General features: G+C 29.8%; 16 protein-coding genes. 13 read left to right on the top strand and 3 right to left on the bottom strand.

Annotated features, from left to right (window positions below):
- Window positions 1–33: 33 nt before the first annotated feature.
- From fliD to bhYOR_RS00705, 5 genes are all read left to right on the top strand, one after another.
- Window positions 34–2034, top strand: coding sequence for a flagellar filament capping protein FliD (gene fliD / locus bhYOR_RS00725; protein ID WP_025399499.1), 2001 nt, complete (start codon window positions 34–36; stop codon window positions 2032–2034).
- Between the two features lie 125 nt (window positions 2035–2159).
- Window positions 2160–3164, top strand: coding sequence for a flagellin N-terminal helical domain-containing protein (locus bhYOR_RS00720; protein WP_025399498.1), 1005 nt, complete (start codon window positions 2160–2162; stop codon window positions 3162–3164).
- Between the two features lie 128 nt (window positions 3165–3292).
- Window positions 3293–4411 carry a quaternary amine ABC transporter ATP-binding protein gene (locus tag bhYOR_RS00715; RefSeq protein WP_025399497.1) on the top strand — a complete coding sequence of 373 codons (1119 nt, stop codon included), beginning with the start codon at window positions 3293–3295 and terminating at the stop codon, window positions 4409–4411.
- A 6-nt stretch (window positions 4412–4417) separates the two neighbouring features.
- Entirely contained in the window at window positions 4418–5317 is a 900-nt protein-coding gene (locus tag bhYOR_RS00710) for an ABC transporter permease (protein ID WP_025399496.1), read from the top strand.
- A gap of 45 nt (window positions 5318–5362) precedes the next feature.
- The gene (locus bhYOR_RS00705; protein ID WP_025399495.1) at window positions 5363–6262 is read left to right on the top strand and encodes a glycine betaine ABC transporter substrate-binding protein; all 900 of its coding nucleotides are present in this window, start codon (window positions 5363–5365) and stop codon (window positions 6260–6262) included.
- On the opposite strand, the gene yidD is transcribed toward bhYOR_RS00705, so the two are convergent.
- Window positions 6251–6517, bottom strand: coding sequence for a membrane protein insertion efficiency factor YidD (yidD, locus tag bhYOR_RS00700; RefSeq protein ID WP_241763736.1), 267 nt, complete (start codon window positions 6515–6517; stop codon window positions 6251–6253). The genes bhYOR_RS00705 and yidD overlap by 12 nt on opposite strands.
- 87 nt (window positions 6518–6604) lie before the next feature.
- Here yidD and bhYOR_RS00695 point away from each other — a divergent pair, with 87 nt between their 5' ends.
- From bhYOR_RS00695 to bhYOR_RS00675, 5 genes are all read left to right on the top strand, one after another.
- Complete coding sequence (locus tag bhYOR_RS00695; RefSeq protein WP_051480131.1) at window positions 6605–7897, top strand: TolC family protein; 1293 nt, start codon at window positions 6605–6607, stop codon at window positions 7895–7897.
- A 12-nt stretch (window positions 7898–7909) separates the two neighbouring features.
- Window positions 7910–8890, top strand: coding sequence for an efflux RND transporter periplasmic adaptor subunit (locus tag bhYOR_RS00690; protein ID WP_025433973.1), 981 nt, complete (start codon window positions 7910–7912; stop codon window positions 8888–8890).
- A 15-nt stretch (window positions 8891–8905) separates the two neighbouring features.
- Entirely contained in the window at window positions 8906–12163 is a 3258-nt protein-coding gene (locus bhYOR_RS00685) for an efflux RND transporter permease subunit (protein WP_025433972.1), read from the top strand.
- Window positions 12164–12181: 18 nt separating this feature from the next.
- A complete protein-coding gene (locus bhYOR_RS00680; protein WP_025399491.1) occupies window positions 12182–12475 on the top strand; it encodes a PG0541 family transporter-associated protein in 294 nt (97 codons plus the stop codon).
- Between the two features lie 236 nt (window positions 12476–12711).
- Window positions 12712–14604, top strand: a complete 1893-nt coding sequence (locus tag bhYOR_RS00675) for an AMP-binding protein (RefSeq protein WP_025399490.1) — start codon at window positions 12712–12714, stop codon at window positions 14602–14604.
- Window position 14605: 1 nt separating this feature from the next.
- On the opposite strand, the gene bhYOR_RS00670 is transcribed toward bhYOR_RS00675, so the two are convergent.
- Window positions 14606–16483, bottom strand: a complete 1878-nt coding sequence (locus bhYOR_RS00670; protein WP_025399489.1) for a penicillin-binding protein — start codon at window positions 16481–16483, stop codon at window positions 14606–14608.
- A gap of 141 nt (window positions 16484–16624) precedes the next feature.
- Between bhYOR_RS00670 and hisS the strand changes: the two genes are divergently transcribed.
- A complete protein-coding gene (gene hisS / locus bhYOR_RS00665; RefSeq protein WP_025399488.1) occupies window positions 16625–17995 on the top strand; it encodes a histidine--tRNA ligase in 1371 nt (456 codons plus the stop codon).
- A gap of 88 nt (window positions 17996–18083) precedes the next feature.
- On the opposite strand, the gene bhYOR_RS00660 is transcribed toward hisS, so the two are convergent.
- Window positions 18084–19223: a tetratricopeptide repeat protein gene (locus bhYOR_RS00660; protein ID WP_025399487.1), complete on the bottom strand. Its 1140-nt coding sequence runs from the start codon at window positions 19221–19223 to the stop codon at window positions 18084–18086.
- A gap of 186 nt (window positions 19224–19409) precedes the next feature.
- Here bhYOR_RS00660 and bhYOR_RS00655 point away from each other — a divergent pair, with 186 nt between their 5' ends.
- Window positions 19410–20354, top strand: a complete 945-nt coding sequence (locus bhYOR_RS00655) for a tetratricopeptide repeat protein (RefSeq protein ID WP_025399486.1) — start codon at window positions 19410–19412, stop codon at window positions 20352–20354.
- Window positions 20355–20389: 35 nt separating this feature from the next.
- Window positions 20390–23095 (top strand): transcription elongation factor GreA, encoded by a 2706-nt coding sequence (greA, locus tag bhYOR_RS00650; RefSeq protein WP_025399485.1) that lies wholly within the window; start codon window positions 20390–20392, stop codon window positions 23093–23095.
- Window positions 23096–23097: the final 2 nt, after the last annotated feature.

Raw genomic sequence — 23097 nt, 5'->3', positions numbered from 1 at the left:
TTATGTTAAACTTTCTAGTTAAGAGGTGTTGTAATGTCTTCTGGATTTTTTGTTCCAGGTGTGGATAGTAAATATAATACTAAAGAAATCCGTGAGTCGATGCTAAAGCCTGATAAGGCCAAAATAGATTCATCTGTCAAAAAGCTTGAAGGCTTAGAGCAAGAGAAACGTGCTTGGCAAATGATTAATAAAAAAATCTCTACTCTAAATTCACTTGCAAGGCAAATTACATCTATTAATAGCCCTTTTAATTACATGTCAGGTAATTCTAATAATGATGATGTTCTCTCTGTATCTGCTCGTTATGGAGCTAAAAATGAAACTTATAAAATTGATATTAATCAAGTAGCAGGTTCCGATATTTTTTTGTCTGCGAATTTTAAACAAAAGGAGATTAGTATTCCTGCAGGAGACTATGTATTTTTAGTTGGGAATAAAGAGATTAAGATTAGGAATAATGGAGATATTGAGTCTCTTGTAAAGGATATTAATAATCGAGGCAAGGGGTTTTTGTCTGCTAAAATTGTAAAGAGTGATAGTGCTGGAAATAGTAGATTGATTTTGAGGTCTTTAAAGGAGGGTGCGGATAATAAACTTATTATGAAAGATAATGCTTTAAAGCTTGCTAAACAGATAGGTATTTTAAGTGAGCTTACAACAAATTTTAGTCCGAATTTAACAGAAATTATTGATAGCCAGCAAAATAGTGGTAATAGGATTTCTCTTGATAAGGATGATCTTGTGTTAGAACCTCTCTCAGAGATTGCAATAAGTATTCCAGAGGATATTGAGATTAGTAATAGAAGTAAAATTAAATTTGAAATTAAATATTATGATACAGATGATAAGGGTATTTTAAACGAAATTGTTTTTAATCCTGGAGAGGCTACATTTGAGGGTGCTAAGGTTGAAGGTGAGGATAGCATAATTAATCTTGGGACTGATCATAAGCTTCCTTTGAAAGAAAAAAAGTATATTCAGATGAATATGATTAAAATTCACAGTGGTACGAATTCCTTGGAATTGCCACCAATAAATGTTACGAGTGATTTTGAGAAAGTTGAGGTTGAAGTTGGTTCACTTTTGGATTTAAAAGAGATCAATATCGAAAATAAAGTTAATAATAAGGTTTTTGTTATTCGTAACATTGAGATTTTTGATCCAAAGAATAGAGATGGTTACTTGCCAATAAATGCCAAGAGCTTTGCAGAAAATGCAAAGGTGAGGTTTGATGGAGTTGATGTTGAGCGTGATTCGAATATTATTAATGATTTAATTCCTAATGTTACATTGAATTTAAAACAAGTATCAGATGATACTGTTGTTGTTAGAGTTGAGCCTGATTATGAGGGGATTAAAAAACTTTTATTGGATTTTTTGATAGCTTATAATGAGGTTCTTGCTGAGATTAATATTGTAAGTTTAAATGAGGGTAGTTTGGAAGGTCAAAAATCAGATCTCCTGGAAGAATGGTCCTATTTAAGTGAAGAAGAAAAAGAAGAAGCTTTTAAAAATTTAGGGATACTTAGATCTGAGCTTTCATTACAAAATCTTAAATCAAGATTAGAATCAATCATGTTTAATTCTTATAGAACGAATGATCCTAATTTTTCAATTATTAATCAAATAGGGGTATTTACTAATTCTATCTCGTCATCAGGAGGGCTTTCGCGTTATTTGAAACTTGATGAGAAGAAATTTAGTGAAATAATACAAAGCAATATTAGTGCAGTCAAGGAACTTTTTGCAGTTGATTTTAATGATGACCGGATTTATGATGATGGACTTGCTAAGATGATTGGCGACTATCTATCTCTTTTGATAAGTGCTGGGGGATTTATTTATAATAAGATCAGAAGTTATGATCTAAGAATTCCAAATCAGAAAAATGTGGTTGAAGATTATAGAAAGAAGTATGAGGAAAGGGAGAGTAAGGTTGAAGGAGAGCTTAATACTTTGGATTTTACTGTAAAGCGGATGAAGGAACAAGAGGAAATCCTTAAATCTTTGAATCTACAGCGGCAAAACAGGTAACAAATTTAATTTAAATTAATACGTGTATTTATTTTTTTCTTGTTTTTGTGATATCCTTTTAAAAAGACAAATGGATTTGTCTAAATATTAAAAATTATATTAATTTATCACGGAGGAAATGATATATGATCATAAATCATAATACGTCAGCTATAAATGCTTCAAGAAATAATAGCATTAATGCTACTAATCTTAGCAAAACTCAAGAAAAACTTTCTAGTGGGCATAGAATTAATCGTGCATCTGATGATGCTGCTGGTATGGGTGTTGCTGGAAAAATTAATGCTCAAATTAGAGGGTTGTCCCAGGCTTCTAGAAATACTTCAAAGGCTATAAATTTTATTCAAACAACAGAAGGAAATTTAAATGAAGTAGAGAAAGTATTAGTAAGAATGAAAGAACTTGCTGTTCAATCTGGTAATGGTACATATTCAGATGCAGACAGAGGTTCTATTCAAATTGAAATTGAGCAACTTACAGATGAAATCAACAGAATTGCTGATCAGGCTCAATACAACCAAATGCATATGTTGTCCAACAAGTCAGCTGCTCAAAATGTAAAAACAGCTGAAGAGCTTGGAATGCAACCTGCAAAAATTAACACACCAGCATCACTAGCTGGATCACAAGCTTCATGGACATTGAGAGTACATGTGGGAGCAAATCAGGATGAGGCAATTGCTGTTAATATTTATGCATCTAATGTTGCAAATCTTTTTGCAGGTGAAGGTGCTCAGGCTGCTCCAGAGCAAGAGATAGGACAGCAAGAGGAAGGTCAAGCAGCTCCAGCTCCAGCAGCAGCTCCAGCTCAAGGTGGGGTTAATTCTCCAATTAATGTTACAACCGCTGTTGATGCTAATATGTCACTTGCAAAGATAGAGGGTGCTATTAGGATGGTAAGTGATCAAAGAGCAAATCTTGGTGCTTTCCAAAACAGACTTGAGTCTATTAAGGATAGCACAGAATATGCTATTGAAAACTTAAAAGCATCATATGCTCAAATTAAAGATGCAACAATGACAGATGAAGTTGTAGCATCAACAACTCACAGTATTTTGACACAATCTGCAATGGCTATGATTGCACAAGCAAATCAAGTACCTCAATATGTATTATCATTGCTTAGATAAATTGAATTTTTCAATAAGGGTCTTTTAATAGACCCTTATTTTTATTTGTGTCAATCAAAATTCTGATATTTTAGTATAATTAATATTGGTCTATGTAGAATTATAATGTTTTCGCATTGGAGTTTACTTTGTACAAGGTTAGTGTTAAAGTCAGGAACCTTTATAAAACATTTTCTTATAATAAAAATAAAAAACAAATAGTTAAGGCTATAAAAAGTTATGAGAGTGGTAAAGATAGGGCTGACATTTACAAGGAATCTTCTGTTTTTATTGCAAATGCAAATATCAGTCTTGATGTTTATGAAAATGAAATTTTAGTTATTATGGGTATGTCAGGTTGTGGCAAATCTACTTTTGTTAGATGTTTGAATGGTATACACAAAATCGATTCTGGGTCTATTTTGGTGGATAATATTGAAATGAATGATATTAATCAAAAAGATCTCTCTGCTTTAAGGAAAGATAAATTTGCCATGGTTTTTCAGAATTTTGGACTTTTTCCACATATGAATGTTTTAAGGAATGTGACTTATGGACTTGAGGTTAAGAATGTCCCTAAAAAAATTAGGCTTCAAAAAGCTATTGATATTTTAAAACTTGTGGGTCTTGAAGATTATAAATATAAATATATAAATGAGCTTTCAGGTGGAATGAAACAGAGAGTAGGTATAGCGCGAGCTTTAGTAGTAAATCCCGATATACTTTTAATGGATGAGGCTTTTTCAGCTCTTGATCCTTTAATTAGAGGCGAAATGCAATGTGAGCTTTTAAGGTTGGTAGATAAATTAAAAAAGACAGTTGTATTTATTACTCATGATTTAATTGAAGCTTTCAAATTGGGTAATAGAATTGCTTTTATGAAAGATGGCGAGATTGTGCAGGTGGGTAGGCCCTTAGAAATATTAAGGGATCCTAGAACAGATTTTATAGCTAATTTTATTAAGAATCTTCCTGTTTTAAATATTTTAAAAATTAAGGATATTATTAAAATGGATTTTACTCTTAGTGGTGATTCTGATAAATTTAATGTTATTCTTGAAAAAGAGAATGAAAGTTTTAGTTTGTATAATGTATCTATTAACAAAAAGTATAGTAATCTTGTTTCTTTAAATTTAGGTTTAGATGATGAGATTAAAAGTGTTGTTAAGTATTTAAATAAATTGGACTATTTGCTTGTGAAAGGAGAACAAGGTGATGTTATTGGATACATTGATTTAGGAGAGATTGCTGGCTTATTGGCGAGATAGTGATTTATGAGTAGAGATTTTATAGTTGCTAATATAGATAAGGCTTTTGATTTTTTAGTTGACAATTTTTCAAATTCTAATGGTATAGGGTTTGCAAGAATTGTAATTTTTTTTTATGATAATTTGAAAAAATTGTTTCTTTTAATTAATCCTGTTTTTTTTATTATCATAATTTGTGTTTTAAGCTTTTTATTTTTAAAGAAAAGATTAGCACTTTTGATTATGTTAGGATTTTGCTTTATTTTGTATTTTAATCTTTGGGAAGTTTCAATGGATACGATATCAATTATTTTTGTGTCTGTATTCTTTTCGGTAATTTGGGGAATTTTAATAGGTATTCTAGGTGGATATTATTTAAAATTTTATGTATTTTTAAAACCATTGCTTGATTTGATGCAAGCAATGCCTCCGTTTATTTATTTAATACCAGCTATACCTTTTTTTGGTATGGGTACATCTTCAGCTATTTTTGCTACAATAATTTTTGCGATGCCTCCGGTTATTAGATATACAAGACTTGGGATTATTCAAGTTCCAGGTGAGGTCATTGAGGCTGCTAAGTCTTTTGGAAGTAGTAATATTCGTATTCTTTTCCAGATCCAGTTGCCATTAGCTCTTCAAAGCATAATAGAGGGAATTAATCAGTCAATAATGATGGCAATATCTATGATAGTAATAGCGGCAATGGTTGGTTCGTCAGGGCTTGGCAGGACTGTAATATATTCTGTTGAAAGATTACATTTTGGTGAAGGCTTAATATCTGGATTAGCTGTTGTGGTAATAGCTATTATTTTAGATAGAATCATGCAGGCTATTTTTATTAAATTTAGTTATTTAAATACTGATAATTATGGAGGAAAAAAAGAAAATAAGTTCAAAAGATTTTTGGAAATGTATAATAAATAATATTTGATATATTTTATTTTTGTGTGGTAGTAGGAGAATTGATTTATGAAAGGTTTATTGATATCTGTTTTTATAAGTTTTATTTTAACTTTATTTTCTTGTAATAAGGATGATAATTCTAGAGATAGTGGTGACTTCCAAAGGCTAAGATCAGTTAAGATTGCATATGTTAATTGGATAGGAGAAACAGTTGCTACTAATATTATGAAAGTTGTTTTTGAGAGAATAGGATATAATGTAGAAATATTGCCTGTTACAGCATCTATAATGTATCAGTATTTAGCATCAGGACAAGTTGATGGTATGGTATCTGCATGGGTTCCTACGGCTGATAAATTTTATTATGAAAAATTTAAAGATAAGTTTATTGATCTTGGTGCTAATTATGAGGGCACATTACAAGGATTTGTGGTGCCAAGTTATGTTACAATTTCAAGTATTGCTGAACTTAAGGGTAGAGGAGCTAAGTTTAAAAATAGAATAGTAGGCATAGATGCTGGAGCGGGTACGCAACTTTCTGTAGAAGAAACTCTCAAGCGTTATGGATTAGATAAAGAATATGAACTCATCTCTTCAAGTGAAAGCGTAATGCTTGCAAGTTTAGAATCTGCCATTAAGAGGCATGAGTGGATCTTAGTTCCTTTATGGAAGCCCCATTGGGCATTTGTCAAATATGATATTAAATTTTTAGATGATTCCTTGTTGTCAATGGGAGGGCCTGAGAATATTCATTCTCTTGTTAGGATTGGGCTTAAAGAGGCTGATCCTGATGCTTATTATTTGTTTGATAATTTTTATTGGGGTGATGACTTGTTATTACCTTTAATAGAAAAAAATTATAAGGAGCCTGGACAGGAATATATAACCGCTGTTGAATTTGTTGATACTCATAAAGAGTATGTCAAAAATTGGGTTCCGGATAAATATAAAGATTTATTTAATTAATCTTTGTCTAAATTCTTTTAATGAGTTTAGTATAGGTTTTTTGGTTGGTAGTGATTCAAAGCCCCCTTTAAATAGTGCATTGCATCTGAGTAGTCTTAATGTAATTAAAATAAGAGCTGTTATGATATTATATTTTTTTAGGCATTTTAGTGCGTAATTTGAGCAGCTAGGTTCATATATGCAGTTAAAACCAATGATTTTGGAAAAAGTTTTTTGATATATTTTGATGAGTAAGATAAATATCAAGTTGAGCATTATAAAAAGCTTTTTTAAAATCTGCATGTGTATAATAATATGATGTTATTATCATTGTTGTTAAGTTATTATTTATGAATAATAGTTATGCTATTATTCATAGGAGTGAATATCAAACGCTTAGTATTAATTTTTCTTTTATCGTTTTCTTCTTATGCAGAAATTATTAAGATATCCGCTGAGGATGCTGTTTGCATGGCTTTAAAAAACAGTTTGGAGGCTAAGAATGCTGAATATGAAGAAAAGATAAAAAAATTATATAAAGATAATTCTTGGAATGTTTTTATACCAAATTTAGGGTTTGCTTCAAATTTTTCAAGGCAAAACTTTTTTATGTCTAGTCTGGAAGGAAGGGAGCATTGGAACTTAGATTTTGGGGTTTCTGCTGATCTCTCAATATCCCCATCTGTTGTTAATAAAATTAGACTTACTGTTTTTAATTATGAGGATGCTAAAATAGCCAGAGAAAAGACCATTAAAAGTATTAGGTTAAATGTTCTTAAAATGTATAACGAGCTTTTAGCTTTTAAGAGTATTTTAGAAGTTTTGAGAAGTCAGCTTGAGAATGGCAAACTTAAGTTTGAGCAAGTGAGCGTTGCTTATCGTAATGGTCTTATTTCTGAAATAGATTATATTGATGCTAAATTTAAGTATAGTAAACTTCAACCTGATTTAGATGAACAAATCATTAAGTTTGAAGAGACAGAAGAAAAATTTAAATTGTTATTAGGACTGGATGTCTTGCAAGATTTTGAGACTATAGGGGAATTGTCAGATGAAATATTAGATATTTCACTTTTTGATGAAGCCATAGATATTAACGCACATCTAGAGGTAAAAGGGTTAAATAATGCTGCTAAAGTTATGCAAGCTACTCTTGATAGTCTTTGGCTAGATGCTTTCTTGCCAAGATTTTCGTTTTCAGTTTCTTATAACCCTGGAAGTATTGCTTTTAGTAATGGTCCAGGTGGTTCATTTAAGCAAGGGTTGGGGGTTTCTTTGGGATTGACTTATAGTTTGACTGAGATTTTACCATTTTCAAAAAGTTTTACAGGGATATGGGATCAAGATTATCAATTAAAAATGTTAAAACATCAAATTGAAAATAAGATTCGTGAATTTAAATCTAATATTATTCAGAAACGTAAAGGTGTAAGACTATATAAATCCATTTTAGATAATTCCAAGATGAATTTGGAGATGTCTAAGAGGAATTATCAGGTGGCTTTCGATGCCTTTAATGCAGGTACCATAGATCTTGTAAAATTAAATGACATTGAAGTTTCCTATAAGCAGAGTGATTTGCAATTTATAAAAGATAAACTAAATTATGCTAATGTAATACTTGAATATAAAGATTTAATAAATGAGTTGGATTAATAAGGATATTTTATGAATTTGAATCTTAATATGAGAGGTCATTTTAAATATTATTTATTGCTTCTAGTTTTATTATTTGCCTCCTCATGTAATGAGGATACTGATAGTGAAGTTCAAGGAAATATTAATACGAATAATGATACTTCCAATAATACTATTAATGAGCCTTATAGATTTCCAGTTATTGCTATGAAAGTTCAAAAGGGGATTTTGAGTAATTACATTCCTTTAAATGGTGATATAGATATCAAAGTTAAAGCCGAAGTATTTCCAGATATCGCAGGTAAAATAATATCTTTTAATATAAAGCTTGGAACTTATGTAAAAAAGGGACAAATCATTGCAACACTTGATCCTTCAAAACCAGGTTTTACTTATTTAAAAAGTCCAGTAAGAGCCCCAATTTCTGGATATGTTTTAGCTGTTAGTTGCAAAATTGGAGACACAGTTGGATCCCAAACAAGTATTGCTTTAATAGGCAAAATGGATGTAATGCGGATTAAAACTTATGTTTCTGAGAAATATATCTTAGATGTTAAGGTTGGCAATGATGCAATTATCGAGCTTGAGTCTTATCCTAATGAAAGGTTTAAAGCTAAGATTTCAGAAGTATCACCCGTTTTAGATTTTAAGAGCCGTGCCGCTGCAGTATATCTTGAACCTGTAGGGGATAACTCAAATAAAATGGTTGTTGGTATGTTTGCTAAGATCAAACTTATTACTAAGCATTTAGAAAATGTGGTCAAAATTCCAAGTTATGCTTTTATTGAACGAGAAGGTAAGCTTTGCGTATTTAGATTAAATGCAGATACAAAAACAGTTGAAAGGGTTTTTCCTTTAATAGATTTTGAGATAGATAATATTATGTCTATTCAAGATGGTATTAATGAAGGTGATTTAATTGTGATTGAAGGTATTTCTTCTCTTTCTGATGGAGCTTATGTAGATATAGTGGATATTCGAGATGGACTTGATGTTGAAAACAATGTTTAATTTTTGAGGTTAAATATGTTAGTAAAAAAGATTATTGGCAAACCAATAACAATGTTAATATTGTTTTCATTATTGATTATGCTTAGTATTTATACTTTTTCAAGATTGAAGATAGAGTTGATGCCTAGCATTGAAGAGAATGATATTACTGTTTCTACGCAGTATGCAGGACGTTCCGCAAAAGAAGTGGAAGAAAAGGTAACAAGTATTCTAGAAGGCAGTTTATCCTTAGTAAAAAACATAAAGACAATAGCTAGTAAGTCTTTTAAGGGGAATAGCACTATTGATCTTCGGTTTTATCATGGCACTAATTTAGATTTGGCTTTAAATGAAATAAGAGATGCACTCGAGCTTTCAAAAAATCTTCTACCACAAGAAGCAAGCTTACCTAGGATTTATAGAGGAAGGTCAGGCAATGCGTCAGTATTATCGTTTGTTATGTACGCAGATAGACCTATTTTAGAACTTAAGAAGTATGTAAATAATATTATTAAGCCCAAGTTGGAAAGACTTAATGGGGTTGGACGTGTGCAGGTCATTGGAGGTGGGGATAAGCATATTTTAATTGAGGTATCCCAAAATAGGTTGGAGGCATATGAACTTACTCTCTCAGAGATAGTTCCATTTATTTCTTCTCAAAATGTTGAATTTTCGGTTGGTAACATATTAGATAACGATTTGGAATACCATGTACAAGTATCAGGAGAATTTCATTCAATTAAAGATTTAGAAGACGTGGTTATTGCTTACAAGAAACCAAGTACTTATTCTTTAGATAACAATTCGCTGATTCAGGTCAGATTGAGAGATATTGCAAGTGTTAGGAGTGCTTTTCAAGATTTACAAGGTTATGCATATTATAATGATAAGCCGTCCATTGTGATATCTGTGCAAAAACAGAGTGATGCAAATTCCGTTATTGTTGCAGATGCAGTAAGTGCAGAGATTGAAAAAATTAAGCCCGCACTTCCAAAAGATATATCTTTAGATATTGCTTATAATAATGCTGAACACATTAAAAAGGCTATTTCTTCTGTTGCTGATTCAGCTTATTTGGGAGCAATTCTTGCATTATGTATTATTTTATTCTTTTTAAGAAGTTTTAGAGCTACAGTTATTATTGGCATTACAATACCATTAGCTATAGTTCTTACCTTTTGTTTAATGTATTTTGCAGATATTTCGCTAAACATTATGAGTCTCTCAGGGCTTGCTTTGAGCGTTGGTATGCTTGTTGATTGTTCTATTGTTGTAATAGAGAATATATATAAGTATAGGCAAAAGGGCGTCAAACTTATATCATCTGCCATTCTTGGAACACAGGAAATGCTGATGCCAATTCTGGCTGCTACATTGACATCGATTTGTGTATTTGCTCCTATGCTTATTTTTAAGGCTGAATTAGACATTATTGGTGATTATGTTAGAGATTTTGCTTTTACTATTGTTATATCTTTAGCAGCTTCTTTGTTTGTTGCAGTTTTTTTAGTACCTGTGCTTTCAAGTTATTATGTTGGGCTTTATACTACTTTTCAAAAACCCATCAAAAATAAACTCATTAAAAGAATTGATAATTTTTTATATGGGATTTATTCTGTTGGAGAGCAATTTTATGTTAAATTGCTAAATTATGTTTTAATTCGTAAGCTAGCTTTTTTGCTTGTTGTTATGTTTAGTTTTATTTTAAGTTTAATTTTATTTCCTTTTTTAAATGTATCTTTATTTCCCTATGAGCATTCTTCCTTAATTTATTTTAATTTTAATTTTCCCCATAAAACAAGTTTGGAAAATTCAAAGTTTTACTCAGATAAAATTTTAGAAATTTTAAAAAGTGAAATTAAGGTTTATAAGAGTATCGTTTCTCAAATAAATTCAAGTGGTTTTGCGTTTGAAGTTACATTGCCTTTCAAGGAAGAAGCTGATGGAGAATTTGTTGGGGATGAAGAAGATATTAGGTATAGAGTTTATAAGCGTGTTGAGAGTCTTTATCCTAATTTCAATTCTAATGCTTTCTCAGAAGGGAATTCTTTTGGTCCTCCTATTGAGATTAAGATTACTGCTTCTGATTTTGAGTATGCAAGAGAATATGGAGAATTGTTAATTAGTCTTTTAAAGAAAAAATTTCCCAATCTTGTTAATCCTAGACTTAATATACAAGAGGAGCTGCAAATTGATATAGAAATAGATAGGGAAAAGGCCTATTCTTATGGGATTAATATGGAAACTCTCTCAAGAGAGATTAGGGCTAATATTGATGGAATTTCGGCAGGGAAATACATTGAAAATGGGGTAAGTTATGATATTTTGCTTAGGATTAATAGAAGTAATATTGCTAGCCTTAAAGATTTAGATAAAATATTTATTGTAAATGCATTTGGCGTTAAAATTCCCCTCTCTTCAATAGTTAAGCTTAAAAAAACAAAAGGAATTAGCGAGATTCCCAGAGAAGATCAGTCCTTAGTAGTTAAGCTTACAGCAGGTATTGCTCCGGGTGAAAATTTAGCTTTAGTTACAGCAAATGTAGTGGATTTTGTAACTAATAAGGTTCCCCGGAAGGATGGCGTATTGGTTAAGTTTGAAGGAGAATACAGTGAATTTACAAGCAGTATGCAGCAATTTATGGTGATAATTTTTATGGCTATCTTGCTTGTATTTGGAGTAATGGCAGCACAATTTGAATCTCTCTTAAAGCCATTTATTATTCTCTTTACAATACCATTAACCTTAATAGGTGTTTTGCCGTTTTATTTTATATCGGGAGAAAAGATTTCTGTTTTTACTGCTGTTGGCATGCTTATGCTTGTTGGTGTTGTTGTTAATACGGGTATTGTACTAGTGGATTACATTAATTTATTACTTAAGAGGGGATTTAATCTTAAAGATGCAGTACTTGAGGCAGGTCGTTCTAGGTTTAGACCAATTTTAATGTCTGCTTTAACATCAATAATTGGGCTCTTTCCCCTTGCATTCTCAGGTTCAGGTGGTAATAGCCTTATAAAGCCAATTGCTTTTACCTTTATTGGTGGAATGGTTGCTAGTACATTTTTGACTTTGCTTTTTATTCCTATAATTTTTGAAATTTTTTATAAGCTTTCTATAAAAGATTTTATACTTTTTAAGCCATGGAGTTCTGTTGATAAGATTGATGTTAAGGGCGGAAGTGAAAATCTTTCAAATAAAAATGCAAATAACATCGATATTTTTAAGAGTAATACTAAGGGGAATTCTAAAGCTGATGCTAATTCGGATGATGTTTTTATTGATGAGGATTAAGGTTAATGAGGAAGGTATATGTATAGAGCAGAAATAATTTCTAATATATCTTTAGAACTTGATATTCATGAACATATAAATAGAATAGAGGAAGATTTGGGTGAATATATATATTATTCTAAGATACGTAATGTTCAAGGAAAAGGAAGAAAGGGCGAGAAGCAAGGTAATGAAATTTGGCCTGAAGAGAATTTTATTCTTGTGATTTATACTGATAAGTTAGTTGTTATAGAAAAGTTAAGAAATGCTGTTGGGATTTTAGAACAAGAATATCCTACTGAAGGAATTAGGTTTTTTGTTATAGGAAGCTAGATCTTTATTTATTTTTAGTTATGTGTATTTTGCTTTATAAAACTTCATCTTTATAAATGATGATTATTACCAATTTAAATAGTTAGAGAATTCTTAGGTTCATGACATTAAGTACAAAAGTATTACTTATTGGCTAATTGATGGTTAGGTTAATATAATTGAATTATGATTTTATTCTTTAAAATGTTATACTTTATGTAGAGTATCGTTATTTTATAGGTGTATAGTAGGATCATATGTCAATAGTAAAAACCTTTTTTGAGATTGCTGAAAAGTGTGGCGATGGGGCTGCACAAATATATAGATATAATAAAAATTATCTTAGGGTTACTTATGAAGATTTAAAGAATAATGTTTTAAAATTTGCAGCATTTTTAAAAAAGATAGGCTTGGGATATCAGGATAAGGTATTTATTTGTTCTGAGAATAGAATTGAATGGAGTGTTATAGATTTTGCTATTTTGGCTTTAGGTGCTGTAGATGTTCCAAAGGGAGCTGATGTTACTCTTTTTGAAGCTGAAGTAATTATTAATAATATTTTTCCTAATATAATAATAGTGGAAAATTTAAATTTGCTTGATTTAGTCGTTCAAGTTAACTTTGAAATTAAACCTGTAGTTGTTATTATTGATGATTTAGATGAAAGGGATAAATTACGGTTTAGTAATTTTCAAATTTATACTTATAAAGAGTGTATTTCAATTGGAGATAAGTCAAGACGGGATGAAGAGATTATTGAAACTTTCAATAATATTAATCCTGATGATATGGCAACAATAATATATACTTCTGGTACTACAGGAAATCCTAAAGGAGTGATGCTTTCTCATGCTAATTTTCTTTATCAGGTGTCTAGTTTTAGTCGCATGATTAGTACTAGTGAGGGGCAAATATTTATGTGTATTTTGCCAATTTGGCATTCATTTCAGAGATCATTCTCTTATAATATTTTTCTTAAAGGTATGACTTGTTTATTTTCAAGTATTGTTCCAAGAAACATGCTTGATGATATTAAAAATATTAATCCTCATTATATTGCAGCCGTTCCTAGGCTTTGGATTGCAATAAAGCAAAATATTTTTAAAGAAGTTGCCAAGAAACCGTTCTTAGCAAGATTGTTATTTAAGCTTTTCACTAAAGCAGCATGTCTTAATGATATTTGTTATAGAATAATTTCAGGATTATATCCTGATAATGGATTTGATTTATTAATGCCTATTAAGAAAATTTTAGGTATTTTGGGTTTAGTGATTTTATTTCCTCTTAAAATTTTGGGAGATTTAATTGTCTTTAAAAAGATAAAGAAGGTTTTAGGTGATAATTTTGTTGTTGGGATTACTGGTGGGGGTAGCATGTCTTTATCTGTTGTTAGGTTTTTCAATTCAATTGGAATTGAGCTTGCTAATGCTTATGGATTAACAGAAGCATCCCCTGGTGTTGCGTCTGATGAGCATGGGAAGATAATGCTTGGTACTTGCGGTAAAATATTGCCTGGAACTGTTGCTGAGATTAGGGATGAGAATGGTAATAAGCTTAAAAAACCAGGCAAGGGAGTCCTATTTGTTAAAGGTCCTCAAGTTATGCTTGGATATTATCAAGATGAAGATGCTACAAGGCAAGTTATTGGAGCTGATAGGTTTTTGAATACGGGTGATATTGTTAAGTTGTCAAAGGATAATGTTGTTCAGATCATAGGGCGCGAAAAAGATACTATTGTTTTAAATAATGGGGAAAATATTGAGCCTGCTCCAATTGAAATTAAGCTTGAAGAATCTTTATTAATTGAAAAAGCTGTTGTTGTGGGTCAGGATCAAAAGTTTTTGGGTGCATTGATTCTTCCTAATTTTGAAGAGATAAATAAATATCTAGAAAACATGGGACAAAAAATTTTTGATGCTCATAATAGGCAGCAAATTATTGCAAATAATATTGTTCTTAAAGCTATTAATGATGAGATAAAAAAACTTATTAATAGATCCAATGGATTTAAGCCTTTTGAACAGATATTAAGATTTGTTCTTTTAGAAAAACCATTTGAAGTAGGCAAAGAGATGTCTATTAAGATGGATGTTAAACGTAATTATATTTTAAATCTTTATAAAAATGAGATAAAGAATTTATTTTCCTAAATTATTTTAAAGTTATTTCAAGTTCGTCTATATCTTTTAATTTTGTATTGGGTGGTTGGGATTGTTTATATACAAAACCATTTCCTTTTATCTTTATTTTTGTGTTTGTATATTTGTTTAAAATTTTCATTAAATCCCTTTTTGAAAGTCCTGTAAGGTTTGGCAGAGTTTCTGTTGTGTCGTATTTTATTGTGGGTTTTGGTATGCTAATTTTTGAGGAAATTTTAATTTCATTGTATTCATTTCTATTATTTCGATTTTCAATCAATTCTATTATTTCTTTTGCCATTGGTGCAGCAATTCTTGTTCCATATATTATCTTTTTAGGATATCTGTATATGACATATATAATATATTTTGGATTTTCTGTGGGATATATTACTAGTATTGAGGACGTGTAATCTTCTTCTGAATATTTGCCTGTGGTTTTATCAATAACTTGGGAAGTTCCACTTTTTGCTGAAATGCTTAAGTTTTTCATCTTAAGTTTTGGTATTCCTCCTTTATTTACAACTTCTCTCATCATTTTTAAAACTTCTTTTGCTGTACGACTAGATATTACTTTTTTAATTTCTTCTTTTTGAAATTCTTGAATTGTATTTTCCATTTCATTGCTTATTCTTTTTATGATTTTGGGTTTTAACATAACCCCTTCATTACTTAAGACGCTAGCAGCTTGTAATATTTGAATGGCAGATACTCCTATTTCTTGTCCAAATCCGATTGTGGCTTTGCTTCGCCCCGACCATTTTGAATGATGGGTTAGTAGCCCTTTTGTTTCTCCGGGGAAAGGAAATCCAACTCTTTTTCCAAAACCAAAGGCTATTAGTTTATTATAGAAATATTCATTACTTATTTTGTCTGTAATGTGAGCTATTCCTACATTTGATGAATAGATTAGAATCCCACTAGGATCGATATAGTCATAAGGAGGATTTAAAGTTTTAATTGTAACTATTTCACCCGATTTGAATTTTTTTTGGTATATACCGTTATCTAAAAATTTTTCATTTAATTTTAATAATCCACTGTCTAATAGAATAGCTACTGTAAAAATTTTATTAATACTTCCAGGTTCATAAGTTAAGGAGGTGGCAAAATTGTTCCATATTTCTTTAGGATATTTTGAATAGTAATTGGCATCATATTGTGGGAGTTGGAGCATTGATAAAATTTCCCCATTCTTAGCATCCATTACTATGGCCAGCATGTTTTCAGGCTTATTTTCGTTAAAGTATTTTTTAGCTATTTGATTTATGCTTTTTTGAAGATCTATGTCTATTGTTAAGTATATGTTGTTTGTACTTAGTTTTTCATTTATAGATTTTTGTTTTGTAAGATCTTCATTTAATATGGTGTTTAGAGAAAGTTCAATTCCTGCAAGCCCAATGTTGTCAGTGCCTACAAATCCCGTAATATTGCTTGTCAGTTCTTTAAATGGATAGATCCTTGTGTAGTCTGGATAAAGTATGATGTCTTTTAATCTTCCTTCTGATTGAATTCTTTTAATTAGTTCAGATTCTTCTCTTGTTACTTTTCTTTTTATATATATGAATCCTTTTTTTGAAGACAGTTTTTTTTTAAGTATTTGAGGATCAATTTTCAGTATTGCACCAAGAGTTTCTGATGTATTTACAATATTTTTTATTTTATTTGGATCCGTTCCTATCGAATGTGATTTTGAAGAGAAGGCTATTATTTTACCATTTCTATCATAAATGTTGCCTCTTTTTGAAATGTGATTTATATTTTGAGAGAAATATTGTATGTCTTTTGAGGACATTAGCATAAAATATTTATAAATGGTTAGTAGTGTTATTGTAAGGAAAATTATGAGGACGATATTTAGTCTTAAGCTGCTAGCAAAATTTTTATGCATTAAGTATTTAGATACTCCTTATATTATAATGAATATTTGACAGTTAAGGATTTTAGTATTAATGTTTGATTAATTTTTTCTCATATTTATAATATTATATTATGAAAAGATTAAATTTGAAATTAATAGGGGTTAAATATAGTGGATATTAGAACTTTAAAAGGTTTTAGAGATTATTTGCCAAAGGAAGCGTTAATTCGTACTCATATTATAAAACAAATATATAGTGTTCTTGTTTCATATAATTTTGATTTAATAGATACTCCTATTCTTGAGTATTCTGAATTTCTTTTAAGAAAAGGTGGGAATGAGGTAGAAAAACAAATTTATCGGTTTAAGGATAACGGAGATAGAGATGTTTCAATGCGTTTTGATTTAACGGTTCCTTTTGCAAGATTTATGGCTACTAATAGGTCTAAGATTCAATTTCCTTTTAGAAGATCTCAGATAGGAAAGGTATTTAGGGGTGAGAACACCCAGAGGGGTAGATATAGGGAATTTATCCAATTTGATTTTGATATAGTTGGTGAGGATACTTTTCGTAGTGATGCTGAAATTTTATCTATTGTTTATTGTGGGCTTGAAGAGATTTTTTTAAATTTCATAGAAGGTATTAATAGAAAGTTTGTTATTCATTTCTCTCATATTGGGATACTTAATGCTTATATTGATAAGTTGGGATTAGAAGATAAAGCTACTTTTATTTTAAGAAATATAGATAAATTAGATAAAATGGGGATTGAGAGTGTGAGAGAAAATTTGCTTTCACAACTAGGTGAAGAACATGTTGATTTAATATTGGAGTTTATAAGTTTAGAAGGAACTTTTTGGGATAAGCTTAAGACCTTGAAAGGTATTTTAGAACATAATGATGCTGTTAAGAGGATTGAAGATATTTTTGTACATCTTAGTGCATTAGGGATTCAAGATGCTTTTAATTTTAATCTTAAGATAGTTCGTGGGCTTGATTATTATACCGGGCTTGTATTTGAGGCTGAGATGATGGGCATTAATATGGGAAGCATTTGTAGTGGTGGGAGATATGATAATTTGTTGTCTTTATTTTCTAACTCTTTGCAAAAGGTTTCAGGAGTTGGAGGATCTTTTGGTATCGATAGGATTCAAGATATAATTGAAATTGAAAAATTTAATTATATTAAGTTATTTGTGGTTAAAGCCAGCTCGAGAGTATTAATTGTTAATATAGATGATAGTTTACAAGATTATTATTATAAGCTTGCAGATAAGTTTAGAAGACATGATTATTCCAAGATAAATAATATTGCTTGTGAAGTATATCCAAAGAGTAAAGATGGTAAAAATATTAAGGTGCAAATAGAATATGCTCTTGATAAGGCTATAAGATTTTTAATTTTTGTGGGCCAAGAGGAATATAGGGCAAATAAGTTGAAGGTGAGAGACTTGACTAAAAAGGAAGAGTTGTTATTGTCTTTTGATGAGGCTATTAAATTTATTAAGGGAAATGACAAATTTTTGTGTACACCTTTTTAATTTAAATGATCTTTTTAAAAAGATATTTTTGATTTGAAGGTATTTGAGTTTTAGTGATTTTGTATTCTTAAAAGTATTAGTAGGTATATTAACCTTTTTGTTTTTCTATTTTACGGATTGTGATTGCATTTAGAGTCAATGTGTTTGTGTTGTAGTTATAGTCTATTTGTCCGAGTATTTCAACACAATCTTTAAAATTGATATCAATATCAAAAGTTGTTTTTGTTGTTATTATGCCTTCAAGAGTGTTCTTGTTATATCCTACATAAAAGTCAAAGTAAGTTATATTATCTTTTTTTTCAATATTGTTTGTAATTCCTTCCCATTTGACATATATGTTTGAGTAAATTAATGGGTTTTTTTTAATTTCTTTTAAAACTAAATAATCGTCAAATGTAATAAAATCTGGTCTTGAGATAAAACTTGCAAGATTTTTAGCTTTAAGTTTAATTGATTCTGATGCGTTTGAATTTAATATCTTATTTATTTCGATTCTTGCAAAATTATCTTTGCCTTTTTTTAGATGAGTTTTTATTTTTTGAAATGAATTTTTGATTTCAGTTTCAGTGAGTATGAATACAAATTGTCCCTCATGGTTTTCAATCTTTTCTTTCTCATTTATTTTAATATCGTCAATGTATGCTGCTATATTGTTAATAGCCTTTTTTTCTTTTGCCTTAAAGTCATTTGGTGTCAGTGTAGTTGTTTCTTTGGAATGTATAAATAAGAATATTGATATCAGTGAGAATGCAAAGCCTGCTACTGTTAGTAATATCCTTATTAATTTAGATAAATTTTGTCCTGTTTTTACTTTGATTTCTGGAAATAGTTTGGCATATATTTTGTTTTTATTCATAAATAGTGCTCCTTGAATAGGATTTTTTCGAATAGTTTCTAAAGAAAGTTCTGATCGTTTTATTTCTTGATTTTCTTCTATCATTTTAAGCCATATCTGTATGGCCTTGTCTTCTTTACCTTGAGCTGCTAGTAGTATTGCGATTGATTGTTTGACATCTGGTTCTGTTGGATTTAAAGTGTAAGCTTTCTTTAGATATGTTTGAGCATTTCCTAGATTTCCCATTCTAAGATAAGACATTCCTAGAATATAATGATAAAAATAATAATTTTTATAAAAGAAAATTTCCTTTTCTAAAAGTTTTACTACATCTGAATATTTGTGAGAGTTATAATAGCGAATAGATTTATTAATAAGTTTATTAGGTTCCATTTCCATAAGTTGAAGTTACCCTCATGATATTAGTTTTAATGTTTGATATATAAATATTATCTTAAAAAAATAATAAATAGAATATCGTTTTTTGTTTTAAAAAAAGTTGGTTTGACTAAAAATTTATTAATGTTATAATTATATAAGCTCGTTTGGGATTTATACATATTTTAAAGTGGTAGGAATGTGTCATCAGAAAAAATCGCGGAATTAATTAAGGATATTTACTTAAGTTTCAAAAAAGGTGATTTTAAGACAGCTTTAATGAAATCAGAAGAAGCACATTCTCTTGATTTTGATAATGTTGAGATTTTAACGGCTTTAAAAAGTTCTGTATATTGGAATGGTCAGGTAGAAAGTCTTGATCGGATAGATAAGGACTATGAGAAGGCTGAATTTTTAATAAGAGAATGGAATAATTTTGCTAGAAGATATTTAAAAAAGATGAATTCTGATTTTATTCAAGGTCGTAACTCAATTAAGTATTTTATATTTCAGTTATGCTTAGACATATATAAAAATATATATAAATTACAACCAGAAAATTTAGATCTTTTAATAAAGATTGCTAAGTCTTACAAGGGAATGGGTAATTATGAGAGAGCCATAGCTGTTTTTTTGCAGATATTAGGAGATGCAAAAGACAATGCAGATGTAGTTGCTGAACTTGCTGATTCTTATGCCCTTATTGATGAAATTAAGGAGGCTAAGGTATTATTTAGGGAGGCTTTCTTTATTAATCCTCAAAAGATAGATATAGATGCGCTTGAATCTGAGATGATACTTAAATTGATAGAAGCTATTAAGAGTGATAGGAATATTTCCGATACTCTTATTAAGGAATGGATACCTGTTTATGGGGCGCTAAACGGTGTTTTTAATATAAAAAGAGAATTAAGACCTATTGAGCTTGGTCATTTAAAGCAGTCTGTTTATAGTTTGCGTAATGAGCTTAAGGAAAAGTCTTATAGATCAATAAATGAGAGCATATTGCTTCCAAGGCTTATTAATAAATATTTTTGGCTTATTGATCATTATGTAAGGATAAAAGAAGATCGTGTGCGAATTGATGAAATTTTATCTTATATTAAGGAAATAGATATAGGAATATATCAGCAATATGTCAATTAGGTTGGTTTTAATAAAATTGATATTAGGAGAGTTGAATGTCTAATATTACTATAGAAAGATTAGATAATATCTTGCAAGAGGATAAATGGACAAGGATAGTTGTTAATAATTATTCTCTTGCCAAGATAAAGGAATTGGATGAGTTAATAGATAGTATAATTTCTGAAAATTTAACGGAAGAAGCTTTAGATATTTGTGGTAAGCATTTAAAGGACGTCAAGAAGAGTATTGCTGGTCTTTATATTTCAGGCATGCTTATATATAGTAGAAGGCCGCTTAATGATATGAGTTTGCTTACAGTTGTAGACTTATTTTCCCAAAATTTGAAGTGGTCTCTTGTTGAACATATATGTAACAAGATGCTTTTAACTTCTGAGAATAAGCATGCGCTTTATACGCTTGCAAAGATATATGCACAAAATAATGAGAATGATAAATTGCCAGATATTTGGATGCGCATTGTTGAAGCTGATGTTGATGATACTGTATTTGTAAGACAGCTTGCTACTCATTATGAGAATATTGATTTGCAAAAATCAATATATTTTTTTAGAAAGGCTATTTACCGTTTTATTGATAAAAAACAAATGTCAGGCATTAGAGAAATATGGTCTAAGTTGATCAAATATGTCTCTGATGATTTTGATTCTTTTCTTCTCATACTTCAAAAAGTTGAGAAAGAACTTGGGTTTAAAAAAGTTGTGGTTCTTTATGAAGATCTATATGGGCATTATTCTGTAAGTGGAAATATTGATGAGACAATAGAAATTTTGAAGGGCATTTTAAAGCTTGACAATAAAAATCAGAAAGCAAGAGAGAATTTGGTTATATTTTTAAGGGAAAAATATAAGGATATTAAAAATATTGAAGAATATCTTGAGAAGTCTGATATTGAAAACTTGGATAAAAATTTTGTTGATGTTTATTCTGATTTTGAAAAATATTTATTTTTTGCTAAGGGTAATTTTGTATATCATCAAACCTGGTTTGTAGGAATAGTTAAGGACGTAAATGAACAAGGCATTGTAGTTGATTTTGTCTCTAAACGAGGACATTTTATTAGTTTTGATATGGCTATATCTGCTTTATCTCCTCTTGAAAAAGAAGATATTCGAGTTTTAAAGGCAATTAAGCCAAAAGAGGAGCTTGTAGAGAATCTAAAGAGAGATATTGAGTGGGCCTTAAGGATAATTATTAAAAGCTATAAGTCAATTGATCTTAAGGGAATAAAAAGGGAACTTGTTCCAAGTTTAATGACCCAGAGTGTGTGGAATGCGTGGAGTGTAAAAGCTAAGCAAATTTTAAAAGATAATCCTCATTTTGTTATGGCGTCTGGAAAAGCCGATTGTTATATATATAATGAGAGGGCTTCTAACTTTAATGAAAAAGTTTATGATAAATTTAAAATAGAAAAGGATTTTTATAAAAGATATGAAATTTTTATGCACTATTGTAGTACTTCTGGTGGTGTTGTAAAGGATTTTCATGTTGAAGAGGAAATGCTTAATTATTTTTTGATTTATGTTAATAATTTTACAAAGGTTGATCATTATGTTATAAGTTCTTATGTAATACTTAAATCTTTAAAAAACTCTGAGAGTGGGGTTGCTTTTAAGATTAATATTGAAAAAGATATTAATTTAGAAGTTCTCTTGAGGGAATATTCCAAGAATATAGTTGATCTTTTTGATTCAATCTTGAATGCAGAGATTAAAAAGGAGTTGGTATCCTTAATCAAGGAAGAGTTAGTTGATTGGGTTGCTTATTATAAGCAGCTTTTTCCTTATTATGTTAATAAGAAATTGATAGACTCTCTTTATAAGGAAGATATAAAAGAAACAGCACAGCTTTTTAATTATGTCATAAAGAATTATAAGGTTTATAAAGATGCTTATATTTGGATTTTAAAGCATTATGTTTCTTATTCGCTTAATTTAGATTATTCCGATTCAGAGTTATTGGTAAATTTGATCAAGATTTTAACAGACAGTGTTGTTAAGATTAATAATAAAAATAATTCTGTTGCTAATAAGAGAATTTATAAAATGGTAATTAATCTTTTAATTAAGGATAAATACTTAAGTATTATTTTAAATAATGTTATGGATGAGGAGCTTGCCAAAAGGATATATATGACTTGTTTTTATATAAGAGATTTCCCCCCAAAGGATCTCTTACATATTAAAACTGCAATAAGAACTGTGTTTGGTGCTATTGAATTTGAAGATGAAAAACTGCAATTTTCAGGGGATAAAGTTGAAATAGGATTTTTGACTATTTTAAGTTCTCTTAGCAAGAAGCAAAAGGAATTACAGTACTTAAAAGATGTAGAGATACCTGAGAATTCTAAAGAAATTGGTAAGGCCCGTGAGCTTGGTGATTTAAAAGAAAATGCAGAATATCATTCTGCAAAGGAGAGACAGCAGTTTTTAACAAAGAGATTAAATTCTCTTATGTTAGAAATAGATGTTGCAAAAGTTGTTGATACTAAAGAACTTCAAAGCTCTGTTGTTGGATTTGGAACAAAAGTTACTATGATTAATAAAGATACAGGAAGGGAAGAGTTTTATTTAATATTTGGACCTTGGGAGTCAAACCCTGATGAAGGTATTATATCTTATAAATCTCCTTTTGGAGAAAATTTGTTAGATGCAAAAGAAGGCGACAATCTTGATTTTATAATAAATGATACTCGTTTCCAATATCATGTTAAAAAGATAGAACCTGCCAGAATTAATTAGAA

The organism is Borrelia nietonii YOR, from assembly GCF_023035795.1.
Taxonomy (GTDB): domain Bacteria; phylum Spirochaetota; class Spirochaetia; order Borreliales; family Borreliaceae; genus Borrelia; species Borrelia hermsii.
This window is presented reverse-complemented; position numbering and strand designations above follow the sequence as displayed.